Source organism: Clostridium sp. UBA7791 (genome assembly GCF_002480755.1).
GTDB classification, from domain to species: Bacteria; Bacillota; Clostridia; order Clostridiales; family Clostridiaceae; genus Clostridium_J; species Clostridium_J sulfidigenes.
The window spans coordinates 826,195-842,195 of the sequence record NZ_DLCT01000005.1 but is presented as its reverse complement, the minus strand read 5'-3'; the positions used below and the strand labels follow the sequence as shown (position 1 = coordinate 842,195).

The window sequence follows — 16,001 nt, the reverse complement described above, 5'->3', positions numbered from 1 at the left end:
AGGGGGTCTGACCCCGTTACAAAAAAGGAATGGAGTTTTACTCCCTTTTAAGTATTTATTTTAATTAATCTATTCCCATTTAATATTAAAATCACCTTCATGATTTTTTCCTTCTATGACAATAGTATATTTTTCATCTTTGTTAATCTCCACATCTTTTTTAAAATCATCTGGTTTTTCTACTGAAAAAACTTCATTTTTTTCTTTGTCTATCAATTTAATATTTATGTCACCATTTAAAGTTTCTGAATCAATATGAAATTTCACTTCTTCCGTTTCAAATTTTACACTATATTCATAATATCCGTTGTATTCTTTATAAGAACCTTTTATCCCATTATTATCTTTACTTATGTCTCCACTATTAATCTTATAACTTGAATTCTCTGTACTATAGTTATTACAAGCTACCAATGACATAAATGTTAATGCAATGATAAAAAAACATAATACTAACTTTTTCAAAATATACCTCCTAAAAATAAAACAAATATTCTTAAAATTTTAACTATACCTCCTGTCTGATAATTATATTGTAATACGTCACTCGTATTATAATATAATTATTATATCATTGTTTTTGTACACCTTCAATACCAACCTTACTTTTTCTGTATATTTTACTTGTTATTTCATTTAATTATTTATCTATTTATCTATTTACTGATTAGGTTTCTACTTTTGGACTTTTTTCTTATAATATAAACTTTTATATCCCCAAAAAACTGTGAATATAAATAAAACAATTGCAATAATTATCTTTAATTCTAAAGTATTATAGTTTCCTTTCCATAGAAGATCATATAAAACTAAAAGTAAAAATAATGATGGAATTAATGTAAAATATCTAAATAAGGAAACCATATTAGAGTAATATTGATTAATATCCTCTACATCTGTATATATTTCAAATTTATCTTCATCCTTTTCCTTTGGTTTTTCCAAAATTAATAATTCCCTATTTATATTTTTAGAAGTTGCAACTCTAGATTTACTTTCTTTAATAAATGGTCTAAGTTTAAACTTTCCAAAAGAATACTGTCCAAGGTTACTTCCCTTTATAAAACATTTAATTCCAAAATCATTTAGTTCTTTTATATAATTGTCAATATACTCATTACTGTGATTGGAAACTAATTCCACTGTGTAAATATAGTGGTTATCTTTTTCCTTTGAAAATGTATATAAACATCCCCTTTGAGATACACTTTTTAGTTTGTATCCTTGTTTTGCAATATTGTTTAACCACCTTTCCTGACCTTCAATTGGGTCTAAAAAAAGCCTAAATTTTTTAATCACTTTTTTACCTCCCTTTAAATTTATAACTTCTTATCAATAAATCTTTCTCCAAAGGTATAGATTTCTTTTATTCTTTCATATTCATTCTTAAGTACTTCTTTTCCCTCATCTGTTAACTCGTAAGAGTTTCTTTTGTCATTCTCATCATCTTCTATAGGCGTTAAATAATTCTTTTCATTCAGTTTATTTATAATTCCATATAGAGTACCAGGTCCTAAACTAATTCTACCATGAGTTTTATCTTCTAAAAACATTTTTATAGCATATCCATGTTTTTCATAAAGAAATGCTATCATTACATAATAGGTTGATTCTGTTAATGGTTTATACTTATCTTCCATCTTTAATTTTTATTATTAACCTCCAATTCCAAATATTAATTACTCCGTTATTGCCTTTAAACTTATTGTTATGTATTATTGTAGTAAAACTACAACCAGTATTACTGATCTATTGTTGTCTTTAGATCCTTTTATAGTAAACTTTTCTATAATAAAAAGATGTACTACACATTACTTAATATGTTCTACGTAGTACATCATTTTAATACTCTATTGAATTAAATGCAAGTGAAAAATTTATATTACCATAAACAGATTTCTTAGTATCCTATTGTGATACATGCTAATATACATCTTAGTATCAGTATTATTGATATCTACTAACAGAGTTCTTAATATCAGTATTTTTGATACTCACTAACAGAATTTTCAGTATCAATATTTCCATACTAATAGGTTGTTGTCCCTTAGTGAAATACTTAACCACGGACGTAGCAACTCTTTATTCTCATTTTAAAAAATATGGGAGTATTAGACTTGTAGTCATGGTTTAATATCTAAAAATCTCAAAAATATTACTTATTAACAGAAAAAACATAATCTGCGATTTCTCTTATCTTATCATCGTGTGTAACTATAATTACTATCTTATTATCTTTAACTTCATATAAAATCTTTTTTAACGCATTCATTCCATCTTCATCTAAATATGTTGATGGTTCATCTAATATGAGACAATGCGAATCTTTTAAAAGTGCTCTAATTAATGAAACTTTTTGTTTTTCTCCACCAGATATGGTGTCATTCTTTTTATTTACTTTTTTTTCGCTCAAATTTGATCTAGACTCTCCATTATATAATTTGAACGCTTCTACATAATAATTTAAAAGCTCAAAGTCACAATTATCTATTGAATATTTCAAGTTTGCCTCCAAATTACTTTCAAATAAAGCAGGATTTTGTTCTGCAACTGAAAATAAATCTCTTCTGGCACAAAGCATATCTATATTTTTTATACTTTTATTATTTATAAATACTTCGCCCTGATAATTATTATATATATTTAATATGACATTAATTAAAGTACTTTTTCCACTTCCATTTTCTCCAACAATACAGTATATATTTCCTTTTTCAAATAAATAACTGATGGGCTTAAAAATATTTCCATTACCATTATAGCTAAAAGAAACATTTTTTAACTCTATTTCATCAATGTGTCCTATTAGTTCGCTTCCATTGATTTCCTTTTCTAAAGTACTAACTTCTCCTATTCTATTAAGACATATTAAAGCACTTTGATAGGTTTTTCCTAATTCTAAAAAGTAATTTATTGCTCCAATAAAAATAGCAAAATAACTGCTCATTATTGTAAATTCTCCAATAGTTAAATTATCACTTATAATTCTTACTCCACCTATAAATATAAGTGCTATTTTGGCTAAATTATTTATTGTAGAACCTAGCGATGAAAAAATATAAGCTAGTTTAGTAAATTTCATAATGATATTATATAACTTTTCATATTTTTCACGTACTTCAGTTAATATATTTTGATATAAAGAATTTAACTTAATAAAATAAATATTACTTATTTTATAACTTACATCTGAAAAAAATATATTTTCTTCTTCTTTTACTGAATATCCTTTCTCATATAAAGGCTTTTTAAATGCTAAATAAGAAATAATATATATAGGAACAAATATCATTAATACTAAACTCATTAACCAATCTATTTTAAAAAGCATAAATCCTACAATTATAATACTTAATACCTGTATTACTATACCTATTGAATTAGTTATAAAAAAACCTGATATCTCTTCTGTATCTGAAAAGATTCTTTGACTTAAATAAGCTGCATCTTTTTTCTTTAATTCAATTTGACTTGTTTTCGTCAACTGTAATAATAACTTTTCTTTTAAATCATAAGATATATTAGTAACAATTTTTACTTTTTTCATGTTTGATAGATATGAGCTTATTATTGCAAAAATCGTAAGTACAATAGATATTAATGTAAAACGATATATATTTTCCATTGCTTTTACATTTATTAAATTATCAATATAATCTCCAATAATATAAGGCATTATTATATTAATACTCCATGATAAAATACTTAAAATCAAAAATGTAAAAAACTCAGATTTTCTTTTTGATAGACTAAATTGAATTAAACGAAATATTTTCATTAAACTCACTAACCCTTATTTATAATTTCTGAAAAGTAACTCTTAACTTGTTCTTCTACTATCCCCTTTATTTTAAAGCAACCTGAATCTTCATACTTCTCACTTTTTCCATAGCTAACTGATCCACATCCACCTCCACATGCTGGAAGATATACACAATCTCTACACTCCTCTACATTTAGTGGATTTCTAGTCATCCATTCAAAGTATTTATATGTTATATCTTTTATATTGCCATCTGCATCTAACTTACCAATTCTATGTTCTTCTTCACCAGTATGTTCCCAGCACTTATACATTTCTCCACTTGGCTCAATGGTAAAATTATTATCACAATTAAGTCCACAGTATGTCCATTTTCTCATTGGTCTTCTCTTAACATCAAAGCCTACTTTACCTGCCTTTGTCCACAAATTGCTTAATAAATCACCTAATTCTTCCTCTACATAACAGTTATCTTCATAGGATGAACATGCATCTGTTCCACCTCTTACTATTCCAAAATCTATACTTAATTCATCAAGCCCTTTGCTATGAAAGAAATCCATAAGTTCATTCATATCTTTTATATTAGTTTTGTCTACATTTACTCTAATTACTGTATGCAGCTTGTCCTTGTATTTTTTTAGCAACTCTAAGCTTTCTATTATTTTATCAAAGGTTCCTTCTCCATTTTTTCCTATTCTTCTTGTATTATGAATTTCTCTCGTTCCATCTATTGTTATTTGTACATACTTACAATTATATTTAACTAATGATTCTACTATTCTTTCGTCTAACAATGTACCATTGGTTATAATTGATGTTACAAGTGTCATATTGTTTTCTTTACAAAATTGGCTAAGTTCTTCTAGTATGTGTTCTCCTGCTTTATAATTTACTAGAGGTTCTCCTCCAAAAAGTATAATGTTTACACTTTTTGTTCCTCTTTGAAGAGATTCATTTTTTATATGTTTTATTATAGAATTAGCTGTTTCTATTGTCATTGAATTACTCTTTGCCTCTCCTGCACCTTCATAACAATATACGCATCTCAAATTACATGCCCATGTCAATAAAATTGTATAAGATAAATTATTATTTCCATACTTAGCTTTATTATGATAAAAATCAAAATATCTATTTTCATCTATCTCATCTGGTACTATTAATTTTTTCTCAATCATTTCTTTTTTTAGCTCTTCGTCTATTTCACTCATATCATTTTCTTTCATTTTTCCCATAGTCTTATCATCAACTAAAAAACTATTTCCTGATAATGTATTAAATAAAATATTTTCTTCTTTGTTGTATGGTATTAAAAGATTAAATTTTGAATACTTCATTAATTAATATCCCTCCAATATGTAGAGCATTAGATTACAGTAAAATCTTGCTCTCTAATGCTCTTAATTTTTTTTACCAGAACTTAAGTCCGCAAACCTTAGCTCCACAACCGTCAATCCAACAAGCTGTTTCTATAGTTCCCTTGTAATGATCTCCCTCTGAATATAAATTTCCAATAAACATATAAACACCTCCTAATTTTCACCAGTAGTTGAAAAAATATCGATCCAACATCCGTCTACAGGACAAACATCTACTGCACATGCTTCAATTCCACATGCATTTCCACCACATGCGTTTCCGCCACATAATTTACCTGCACATCCATCAGCTCCACAAGCCTTAGCTGGACATCCATCTACTGCGCACATTGGGCTAATTCCACCTGAGCCATAGGCATTTCCAATATACTTCATAAAATCTCCTCCCCTCCAAATAAAATATAGGTATATGTAGTACGTGTTACGTATTACATATACCTATATTACCATTTGAATTATTTATTTTCAATATTTTTACTGTATTTTTTTAAAACATTTTACTTTTTATTACAACAAATTTCATCGATATTTTTCAATTTATCCGATGACTACCCGCTCTAATACTCCCATCTTTTTCAAAGTGGGAGTAAAGAGCGGCTACGACCCTGGATAACGATTTACCCTAAAGGACAACGAATTCTAAGTATCGAAAATACTGATACTAAGAATTCTGTTAGTAACCTTCAGAGGGAGTAAAAACTCCCTCTGAAGCAAAGAACTCTGTTTATTCTCGCAGCCTACAAACATATTTCTAGTTTTTTAGTCATAAAATAAGGACTCAAAAGTTATTTACCGTTGGTATTACTAACTTTCAAGTCCTTATATTACTTTGGCGGGAATATGTGAGAATCGAACTCACCCGTCGTGGTCTTAGCACGGCAACTCGGTTTTGAAGACCGGCAGGCACACCAGCACCTATCTACTCCCATATTACTTCCTACACTTGGTATTATAAGATGTAATAGATAAAAAATCAAGTATTAAAACCATCAATACTTGATTTTTTTCACTATTAATACATTACTCTATCATTTTCTACACGTTTAGTGAATTTTATACTATCTAGATGTTCTAGGATAGCTATGGTATATTTTCTGTTACTTTCAAAAATTTCCTTAGCTGTAGCTGCTGATATAGAGCCATTTTCAAGGATATAATTTCTTACCTTATTCTTAGCTTCTTCATAATCTTCCTTAAGAAGAGTGCAGTCTTCATTTAATTTAATTAAAATTTCCTTATCTATTAGAAGTTCATATACCATCTTAAATCCAGCTCTATCTTTTTCCCCTTGGCCTAAGTCTACATATTTAGGAGGGGTAAACTTTAACCTTTTATATTCATTTATTATAAAGTTTTTCATTCTTTCTTGTTCTTTATTCAAGGTTACATTAAAATCATATAAAGCTATAAACTTTTCACTTACTTTTAATGTTTTCTTTTCTACTAACATGTTTAATATCTCATCATAATTCTTTTGTTTTAATTTTTTAGTAAATATTTTATTTTTAGCTTCTTCCTTAGACATTCCAAATTTTAATGGATTCTTTTTATGGAAATCTTCTATGAGTGCCTTTAATTCTTTTGTTTTATCCTTTAAGAAATCTTTATGGATGAATATGCTATTATCCTGTCCTCCTAGTCTTATTATGGTTTCTTGATCTTCTAAAGCTTTTAATTCCTCTTCTATGTTATCCATGTTTTTACCAAGACTCTTTAATATAGCTAAAGAATCTGGATAGGTATCGCTTAAATTTTTCACTGTATTTTCTAAAATATTAGTAGATTTACCACTTTCTTTTAATTTTAATTCTTCTAAATACTCAGCAGTAACCTTCTTAGATTTTTTAGCATTAGGCTCTATTATTATACCTCCTGCTATGGTATTCATAGGAGAATAGCTTCTTATGATGTAGCGGTCATTTCTTTGAACTGTAATAGGCTTTTCTAATCTCAGTTGAACGTAAGCCCACTGTCCAGGTTTAATTTCTTCTTTATCTAAAGGTATAATTCTACAGATTATTTCTTCTGTACCATGATATAGCCTTACCCTTTGTCTATTTACTATAGACTTTTCAGCGGTTTTTATATGGTACAACTTACAATCTATGATTAAAGAGGGCTCCATAATATCTTCCTTAGCTACCACATTACCTCTTTGTACCTCTGACACCTTAATATTGGCAAGATTTATGGCACAACGCTGTCCTGCTTCTCCAAGTTCTGAAGGCACATCATGTACTCTTATTCCTCTAACCTTGGCCTTAACCTTACCTGGATATATCTCCACGGTATCACCTAGGGATACCTTTCCACTTATTATAGTTCCAGTTACCACTGTACCAAAACCACTTATACTAAAGGATCTATCTACTGGTAATCTAAAATGACCTTCTGTATCCTTTGCTTCTACTTCTTCTGTTAATTTATCTATATCTACAATTAATTCTTCAAAACCCATTTTAGTCTTAGAGGATACTGCGTGAATAGGTGCATCCTCTAAAAAAGTATCCTTAAATTCTTCCTTTATGTCTTCCTTTATCATATCTAACCAATCAGCTTCCACTAAATCTGACTTGGTTAATACTACTATGCCTTTTTTTATATTTAAAAGTTTTAATATTTCAAAGTGTTCCCTGGTTTGCGGCATTATTCCTTCATCGGCAGCTATTACAAGTAACACCACATCTATACTACTTATTCCTGCCAACATATTTTTAATGAATTTTTCATGGCCTGGTACGTCAATTATTCCTGCTCTTCTCCCTGAAGGTAAGTCAAAATAGGTAAATCCTAAATTTATAGATATTCCTCTATTTTTTTCTTCTTGTAGAGTATCTGTTTCCCTTCCTGTAAGAGCTTTAATTAAGGTAGTTTTACCATGGTCAATATGTCCAGCAGTACCTATAATTATATGCTTCATCTATTTTACTTCATCCTTTCAAAGCATCTGTTTTATAATAGAGCAGGTAGGTAGTAACCCACCTGATTGATCTAATCTACTCTATAGCCTTAAAACATTGTACTATTTCATCAAAATCTTCTTTAAATAAGGTTCTTCCATCTAAAACTAGCTCATCATTATAAATCCTAGCTATTAGTGGAGTTTCCCCTAATCTAAGTTTTCTCTCCATATCCTCCGGAGAAAATTTTTCACTGGTTACTTTAACTACATAGGTTTCAATTTTTTCTGTAGGCATAGACCCTCCACCTACCATGGATTCGCCTTTGTCTATATAAAATTTAAAGTCCTGAGTCTTACTTTGTAGCTTTCTCTTTAGAAGTATACATTTTTTCTTAACTTCTTCCTTAGGCATCAAAATCATATTTAAAGATGGAATGTTATCTATAGCTTCTTTTTCATCTATATAATATTTTAAGGTACCTTCTAAGGCTGCTAAAGTCATTTTGTCAACTCTTAGGGCCCTAGTTAATTGATTCTTTTTCATTCTATCGATATATTTCTTTTTCCCAACAATGATTCCCGCCTGTGGACCACCTAGCATTTTATCTCCACTAAAAGTTACTACATCAATACCTTTTTTTATGCTATCTTGCACGGTAGGTTCATAGGTAAAACCATATTTACCAAAGTCTATAAGAACTCCACTACCTATATCTTCTACCACCGGAATTTCATGCTTTTCTCCCAGTTCTACAAGCTGCTCTAAGGACACTCCTTCTGTAAAGCCTAAAACTTTAAAGTTAGAGGTATGAACCTTTAAAAGTACTCCTGTATTTTCTCTTATATTATTTTCATAATCATATAGATGAGTTCTATTTGTAGTTCCTATTTCCACTAGCTTAGCTCCACTAAACTTCATAACCTCTGGTATTCTAAAGGAGCCACCTATTTCTACTAGTTCTCCTCTAGAAACTATGACTTCCTTTTCCTTTGCTAAGGTATCTAGGACTAACATTATAGCTGCTGCATTGTTATTTACTACCATGGCAGCTTCTGCTCCAGTAACCTTTTTAATAATTTCTTCTATGTGAGAATATCTAGAACCTCTTTTCCCACTTTCTATGTCATATTCTAAATTATTATAGCTACCTGCCACTGTTATCACATTTTCTATAGCTTTTTTTCCTAAAAGTGAACGACCTAAATTAGTATGTATAACAGTTCCTGTGGCATTTATCATCCTTTCTAGGTGCATTTTGTTTTTGCTTTCTAGAGTATGAACTGCAAAATCTAGTACTTGCTCTGTATTTAAACTATCTACATTGCCTTTTAATATACCATTTCTATAAAATTCTATGGCTTCCCTTAAGGATTCTAAAACTATGGTTCTAGAATTGTCTTCTATTAACTTATTTACTGATTGAAGTTTTAAAAGTTCATCTATCTTAGGTAATTTTCTTAATAATTCCTTATTCATTTTACTTCTCCCATGCATTTTAATAAGATACAACTTATGTATGGCTATCTATTCCACCACTAGGGGTACTTCACCCTTTTCAATTACTTCACCAATAATAGCAGGTTTTATATCTAACTTCATTAATCTTTCCATCATAGACTGAACTTGATATTGAGGAGTAGATATTAATAAACCTCCTGAGGTTTGTGGATCAAATAAAGCATCCTCTAACCATTCTGGAATATCCTCTAATTTATACTTGCCATCTAAATATCCTTTATTGTTATAGGTTCCTGCAGGCACTAACCCCATCTCAGCATATTCTCTAGCACCTTTAATCACTGGAATTTTATCTTTAAATAACTTTATAGTGATATCAGAAGCTGATGCCATCTCATATCCGTGACCCATTATTCCAAAGCCAGTAACATCTGTGCATGCATTTATGTTGTAATCTACTATAATTTCACCTGCATATTTATTTAAGGTACTCATAACCTTTACAGCTTCATCATATACTTCCTTTGATGCTATTTCTGCCTTTATAGCTGTATTAACAATTCCTGTACCTATAGGCTTTGTTAATATAAGTACGTCTCCCACCTTACAACCATGATTTTTAAGGACCTTTTCAGGATGTACTATTCCCATAACAGATAACCCATACTTAGGTTCGTCATCTTCAACAGTATGTCCACCAATCACTACGGCACCTGCTTCTATGACTTTATCAGCGCCACCTTTTAAAATTTCTCCTAATATATCTATATTAAGGCAATTAGGAAAGCAAACTATATTCATGGCTACTGTAGGCTTTCCTCCCATGGCATAAACATCACTTAGGGAATTTGCAGCTGCTATGGCTCCAAAGGTATAAGGATCATCTACCACTGGTGTAAAGAAATCTAAGGTTTGAATAGCTGCTATATCCTCTGTTAGCTTGTAAACTGCTGCATCATCAGAAGTTTCTATTCCTACTAATAGGTTTTCATTTGACATTTTAGGTAATTTGTCTAGTATTTTTGAAAGGGTCTCCGGCCCTATTTTCGCTGCTCATCCAGAGGTCTTTGAAAGTTCTGTTAATCTTTTTGACATGGTTTTACCTCCTTATTTTATAATAAAAACAAACACTATTTTTTATTAAATTTAACTTTATTTAGTATTAAAAATTATACTAATTCTTTAATAATTCTATACTAATACTCATTTTATGTCTACCTTATCTCTCAATTTCTCTAAGGTTTTTACTCCTATACCCGTTATATTTGTCAGTTTATCTACGGATTTAAATTTTCCATTTTCATTTCTGTAATCTACTATACTTTGAGCTTTTACTTGACCAATACCTGGAATGGTCATTAGTTCATCCACCGTTGCTTTATTTATATTTATTTTTCCTTTTGAATCTACAGCTCCTGTATCCTTTTCCTGCTGTTCTTCAACTTCAATTTCTGAATCTAATACTTCTTCGCCTATTTTATATATTTTAATACATTGTTCATCTTCTAGTATTTTAGAAAAATATATCTTTTCCTCATCTGCTTCTGGTGTCAGTCCCCCTGCTATTTCAATTAAGTCTCTTACTCTAGAACCTGCTTTTAATTCATATTCTTTAGGAGCTTTCACTGCACCTTTTATATCTACAACTATTTTATTATCATTTATATTTTCTTGATTTTCACTATCTTTTTTATTACTATCTTTATTACTATCTTTATTCTCAGTATTTTCATTTTCTCCATTACCTTTTGAATTTTGGCTTTGAAAATACTGTTGTTCATCAAGGAATACCTCTTTATATTCTTCTTCTTTATTGTGATTAATTATGTATCCTGCTACCAAAAATATAATACTAAGTATTAATATGGATAATGCTCCAATTATTTTTTCTTTTAATTTCACTTTAATACACCTCTCAATTAACATCTTATCCATATTTTTTATAAATTATTATCGTACTTCCAACTTTTTTTTGATATAATTATGTATTATGTGTTAAAAAAGTTACTAGATAAAAATTAAATATGTATAGTAAGGAGATTTCTATGAAAAAACTATTATTTATCATATTATCATTTTTTGCTATAACCCTATTAAGTTATGGTAATGCATATGCATACTCAGACCCACCTTCAATAACTGGTAAAAGCGTGGTAGTTATGGATGCTAATACTGGGGCAGTGGTCTATGGTAAAGATGAAAATAAACCTTATCCACCAGCATCTACAACAAAACTAATGACAGTACTTCTAACTCTAGAAAATTGTGATCTAGATGAAGTTGTAACTGTAGGTGAATTTCCTCCTACCATTGAGGGTTCAAAAATCTATGTAGATGTGGGAGAAAAGATGACTGTAGAAGAAATGTTATATTCAGTAATAATGGTTTCTGCAAATGATTGTGCTGCTGCTCTAGCAGAGCATATCTCTGGCTCCATTGAAGAGTTTGCCGTATTAATGAATCAACGTGCAAAGGAACTGGGCTGTAAAAATACCAACTTTGTAAATCCTCATGGACTTTATGATGATAAACATAGAACTACAGCTTATGATTTAGCTCTTATGGAAAAAGAATTATTAAATCACGAAAAATATATTGAAATATCTAAAACTAAATCTACCTTCTTACAGCCTACAAATATTTTTAAAGAAAAAAGACCTCTTTGGAACGATAATAGACTACTTCACGATGCTTATGAATGCTATTATCCAGATGCCATTGCTGGTAAAACAGGCTATACTGATGAATCTCGTCATTCTTTTGTAGCTTCTGCTTGTAAAGGGGATAACAAGTTTATAATAGCAATATTATTTGATGAAAATAAAGCCTATTATGATGAAACTCCTAAACTTTTTGATTGGGCCTTTAAAAACTTTTCCACTGAAAAAGCTTTTTCAAAAGGTGAAGAAATAGGTACTTACGAAACTACTAATGGTTCGATTATTCCTTTATTGGCTGATAAAAACATACTATATACAAAGGATAATAGTTCTAAAGAAAAGCCATCAATAGTAATTAATAAGGATACTCTTAGTAATAAATTTTTTAATAAGGGTGAGCCTATTACTACTGTTGTAGTCAATTATAATGATCAAAGCTATACCAGTGAGGTTTTAAGTGGTAGTGATTACGAAGAAGAAGTGCTTCCTGTAGTTGGAAATTTAGTTACTACAAAAGATAACACTATAAGCTATAAAAATCTATTTATGATTATAGGTGGAATAGTTTTAGGAATTATTCTTCTAATATTGGCTATTATATATATTATTAAGAAAAGAAGATTAGCCAAAAAACGAAAAAAACTTTTCTCTTCTTATAATTCATACAAAAATAAATATTAATTTACCAAAATATAAATGGTGCTGCATTATTAACTAATGAAGCACCATTTCTTTATCCCATGACTTCCAACTCTAATACTCCTATCTTTTTCAACATGGGAGTAAAGAGCTGCTAGGTCTCCGGCTATGAATTTTCTATTTGGATTGAAGGTTATGTATAAGCTTTGTCATATCCTCTGGCAGAGTACTTTCAAAGTTTAAAATCTCACCACTTCGAGGATGTGGCAATGTTAGAGCATAAGCATGTAGAGCTTGACGACTTATTAATTCTTCATCATTAAAATCACTATAGAGTTGTTCTCCATATATAGGACATCCTACATAGCTTAAGTGTACCCTTATTTGATGGGTTCTTCCAGTCTCCAAGACCAATTCTACTAAAGTTCCCTCTTTATAGCTCTCTTTTATCTTGTAATGAGTAATACTTCTTTGACCATCTTCTAAAACTGCTCTTTTTATTGTTTCATCTGTAGATCTTCCTATAGGTAAGTCTATAGTACCTTCTTGATTTTCAAGGTTTCCATGAATTATAGCTAAATAAGACTTTTTAATTAAATTCTTCTCCATGGATTTTGCTAAATTCATGTGAGAAAATTGATTTTTAGCTATCATAATAAGTCCAGAAGTATCTCTATCTAATCTACTAACTAATCTTACTATTGAATTATCATTATTACTTCTAAAATGATGAATAACTCCATTGGCTAAGGTTCCCATAGGATGACTTTTAGTTGGGTGAACTACCATAAAAGAAGGCTTATCAACTATTAATAGATCATCATCTTCATAAATAACCTTTATGTTTAAATCTTCACCTTCTATATTTTGGCTTTCCTCTGCATTAACAGTAACTTCAATAACATCATCTTCTTGAAGTTTATAGTTAAGCTTTACTTCCTTACCATTTACTCTTAATCTTCTATCCATAGCGGAACCACGAATGAATCTACCGGAAAGATTTAAATTCTCCTTCATGTAGTCTCTTATCTTCACATCCTGGCCTTCTTTTCCTACCTTATATGTAATAAAACTCATCTTCTAGTCACCTCTATTTATAAATATTTAAGCCTCCTTGTGTAGGAGGCTTAATCATATACTTAATTATTCTACTATTGCTATTACTTCTATTTCTATTAAAGCATCTTTTGGTAATTTACCTGGTTGAACACAAGATCTTGCAGGTGGATTTGCATTGAAATACTTTCCATATACTTCATTCATGGCTGCAAAGTCATTCATATCCTTTATAAATACCATAGTTTTTACAACTTTATCTAAGGACGTACCAGCCTCTTCAAGAATAGCTTTAACATTTTCTAAGCACACAGCTGTAGCCTTTTGTATATCATCATTTACTAATTCTCCAGCTTGATTTATTGGTAATTGACCTGAAGTGTATAGTAAATTTCCTACCTTTACTGCCTGTGAGTATGGTCCTAAAGCTGCAGGTGCTTTTTCAGTGTTGATTATGATTTTATCCATTTTTTTGCCTCCCCAAATTAAATTATTATATATTATTAGATAATTTTTACCTAGTAATATCAGTTTCTTTTAGTAACTAACAAATAATTTCTAGCTTTAATGGTATCTATATGCATTATTGAGTTTCTAGATAAAATATACATTATAGTATCGTCAAAGGATTTTAAAAGAGCTTTATCTAAATCCTCATAGGCTAAAGTTCTTAATTCTTCCACACCTTTAAAATTTCTTGAAGGCTCTATACAATCAGCAATATAAACTATTTTTTCTAATGTTGACATATTTTCTCGTCCTGTAGTATGATATTTTATTGCATTTAAAATATCTTCATCTTCCACATGGAACATTTCCTTTGATATGTATGCTCCAATTAAACCATGTAAAAGCTGAGGAGATTTGTAATATATATCTGAAATAATTATTCCATTACTCCTTGCTTTATTAATTAAATCATTGGCAGAAAAATTTTTAGCACAATCATGACAAAGCCCAGCTATTCTACCTTTATTAGGATTTATACCATAATGTTTTGCAAGGTCTTCACTAGTTTTCATTACACCTAAACTATGGTTATATCTCTCCTTGGTAAGATGAATTTTTATATAATCTTTTATTCTATTTTCCTGCCACATACCTTACACCTTATTTCTATATAAATTATATTGATTAATTACCTCCTCTACCCCTTTGGGAAGAAGGTAATTAACCATTTTATCTTCTGAAATTTTCTTTTTAATTTCTGTAGATGATATATCTAAAAGAGACATTTCTAACAAGATTATCTCTTTGCCATACTCTTTCTCTAAATCCTTTTTCATTTTTAATACATCATCCATAGCATATCCAGTTCTAGAAAACACAACTAAAGTGCAGTTATCTAATATTATGTGAATATTTTTCCACTGCCTTAAAGTCATTAAACTATCTACTCCAACTAAGAAATACCATTGAGTATAAGGTTCTCTATGGTTAAACTGCATTAGAGTATTATAAGTATAACTTAAACTGTCACTTTTCATCTCAAAATCACTTATGGAGAACTTTTTCTCACCTTTTATGGCCTGATAAACCATTTTATACCTAATTTTCTCTTCTGTCACAGCCCTAGCCCTTTTATGTGGCGGTCGACCATTTGGCATAAATATGACTTCATCTAGGCTTAAATTATATAGTGCTTCATAAGCTATATGAATATGTCCTATATGTATAGGATCAAAAGTTCCTCCAAAAATCGCCTTTTTCATGCTATTACCTCTTTAAATTATAATACCATATATGAAGTATTTTACCAACTGCAATTGGAATACTCGTTTAAAAGTTACATATATTTAAAGGTTTCTAAAACTCTATTAAATGTATATTATTTAGGAAGTTCTATTTTAGGATTTTTCTTAGATTTTCGATAGATAACTAATTTACTTCCTATAGCTTGAATTCCTTCACAACCTAATTCTTCACATAAAATTTCTGAAGCTTCTCTTGCTGTAATCCCACTATTATTTAAAGTTTTTATCTTGATTAGCTCTCTTGATTCTAGAGCCCCATCTATCTGCTTAAGAAAGTTTTCTTCTATGCCACCTTTTCCTACTTGGAATATAGGTGCTAATTGACTTCCAAGAGATCTAAGATAGCTTCTTTGTTTTGTTGTTATCATGTTATTTATTTCCCCCTA

16 protein-coding genes and 1 tRNA gene are annotated in these 16,001 nt (G+C 29.7%); 1 reads left to right on the top strand and 16 read right to left on the bottom strand.

Features of this window, described 5'->3' with window-relative positions; translation table 11 throughout:
* Positions 1–69: 69 nt before the first annotated feature.
* The 11 genes from B3Z56_RS09430 to B3Z56_RS09380 all read right to left on the bottom strand — a co-directional run bounded on the left by B3Z56_RS09430 (position 70) and on the right by B3Z56_RS09380 (position 11,408).
* Entirely contained in the window at positions 70–465 is a 396-nt protein-coding gene (locus B3Z56_RS09430; protein WP_346848409.1) for a hypothetical protein, read from the bottom strand.
* A 210-nt stretch (positions 466–675) separates the two neighbouring features.
* Entirely contained in the window at positions 676–1,299 is a 624-nt protein-coding gene (locus tag B3Z56_RS09425; RefSeq protein WP_346848408.1) for a DUF2812 domain-containing protein, read from the bottom strand.
* A gap of 20 nt (positions 1,300–1,319) precedes the next feature.
* Positions 1,320–1,640 carry a PadR family transcriptional regulator gene (locus tag B3Z56_RS09420; RefSeq protein WP_346848407.1) on the bottom strand — a complete coding sequence of 107 codons (321 nt, stop codon included), beginning with the start codon at positions 1,638–1,640 and terminating at the stop codon, positions 1,320–1,322.
* A 515-nt stretch (positions 1,641–2,155) separates the two neighbouring features.
* On the bottom strand, positions 2,156–3,778 hold the full coding sequence (locus B3Z56_RS09415; RefSeq protein WP_346878643.1) for an ABC transporter ATP-binding protein: 1,623 nt from the start codon (positions 3,776–3,778) through the stop codon (positions 2,156–2,158).
* 8 nt (positions 3,779–3,786) lie between these two features.
* The gene (locus B3Z56_RS09410) at positions 3,787–5,103 is read right to left on the bottom strand and encodes a Cys-every-fifth radical SAM/SPASM peptide maturase CefB (protein WP_346848405.1); all 1,317 of its coding nucleotides are present in this window, start codon (positions 5,101–5,103) and stop codon (positions 3,787–3,789) included.
* Between the two features lie 195 nt (positions 5,104–5,298).
* Complete coding sequence (locus B3Z56_RS09405) at positions 5,299–5,520, bottom strand: Cys-every-fifth RiPP peptide CefA (RefSeq protein ID WP_346848404.1); 222 nt, start codon at positions 5,518–5,520, stop codon at positions 5,299–5,301.
* A gap of 455 nt (positions 5,521–5,975) precedes the next feature.
* Positions 5,976–6,072 (bottom strand) — tRNA-Sec (locus B3Z56_RS09400).
* A gap of 85 nt (positions 6,073–6,157) precedes the next feature.
* Positions 6,158–8,065, bottom strand: coding sequence for a selenocysteine-specific translation elongation factor (selB, locus tag B3Z56_RS09395; protein ID WP_346878642.1), 1,908 nt, complete (start codon positions 8,063–8,065; stop codon positions 6,158–6,160).
* A 76-nt stretch (positions 8,066–8,141) separates the two neighbouring features.
* Complete coding sequence (gene selA, locus B3Z56_RS09390; protein ID WP_346876491.1) at positions 8,142–9,524, bottom strand: L-seryl-tRNA(Sec) selenium transferase; 1,383 nt, start codon at positions 9,522–9,524, stop codon at positions 8,142–8,144.
* A gap of 48 nt (positions 9,525–9,572) precedes the next feature.
* Complete coding sequence (selD, locus tag B3Z56_RS09385; protein ID WP_346876490.1) at positions 9,573–10,601, bottom strand: selenide, water dikinase SelD; 1,029 nt, start codon at positions 10,599–10,601, stop codon at positions 9,573–9,575.
* Positions 10,602–10,709: 108 nt separating this feature from the next.
* Positions 10,710–11,408, bottom strand: a complete 699-nt coding sequence (locus B3Z56_RS09380) for a helix-hairpin-helix domain-containing protein (protein ID WP_346878641.1) — start codon at positions 11,406–11,408, stop codon at positions 10,710–10,712.
* 143 nt (positions 11,409–11,551) lie between these two features.
* On the opposite strand from B3Z56_RS09380, the gene B3Z56_RS09375 reads away from it, so the two are divergent.
* On the top strand, positions 11,552–12,847 hold the full coding sequence (locus tag B3Z56_RS09375; protein WP_346878640.1) for a D-alanyl-D-alanine carboxypeptidase family protein: 1,296 nt from the start codon (positions 11,552–11,554) through the stop codon (positions 12,845–12,847).
* Between the two features lie 135 nt (positions 12,848–12,982).
* On the opposite strand, the gene B3Z56_RS09370 is transcribed toward B3Z56_RS09375, so the two are convergent.
* The 5 genes from B3Z56_RS09370 to yhbY all read right to left on the bottom strand — a co-directional run bounded on the left by B3Z56_RS09370 (position 12,983) and on the right by yhbY (position 15,983).
* Positions 12,983–13,882: an RluA family pseudouridine synthase gene (locus tag B3Z56_RS09370; RefSeq protein WP_346878639.1), complete on the bottom strand. Its 900-nt coding sequence runs from the start codon at positions 13,880–13,882 to the stop codon at positions 12,983–12,985.
* A 66-nt stretch (positions 13,883–13,948) separates the two neighbouring features.
* Entirely contained in the window at positions 13,949–14,329 is a 381-nt protein-coding gene (locus B3Z56_RS09365; RefSeq protein WP_035128819.1) for a RidA family protein, read from the bottom strand.
* Between the two features lie 59 nt (positions 14,330–14,388).
* Positions 14,389–14,961 (bottom strand): bis(5'-nucleosyl)-tetraphosphatase (symmetrical) YqeK, encoded by a 573-nt coding sequence (yqeK, locus tag B3Z56_RS09360; protein ID WP_346876486.1) that lies wholly within the window; start codon positions 14,959–14,961, stop codon positions 14,389–14,391.
* A 3-nt stretch (positions 14,962–14,964) separates the two neighbouring features.
* Positions 14,965–15,573, bottom strand: a complete 609-nt coding sequence (gene nadD, locus B3Z56_RS09355) for a nicotinate-nucleotide adenylyltransferase (protein ID WP_346878638.1) — start codon at positions 15,571–15,573, stop codon at positions 14,965–14,967.
* Between the two features lie 116 nt (positions 15,574–15,689).
* Positions 15,690–15,983, bottom strand: coding sequence for a ribosome assembly RNA-binding protein YhbY (gene yhbY / locus B3Z56_RS09350; RefSeq protein WP_035128811.1), 294 nt, complete (start codon positions 15,981–15,983; stop codon positions 15,690–15,692).
* Between the last annotated feature and the right edge of the window lie 18 nt (positions 15,984–16,001).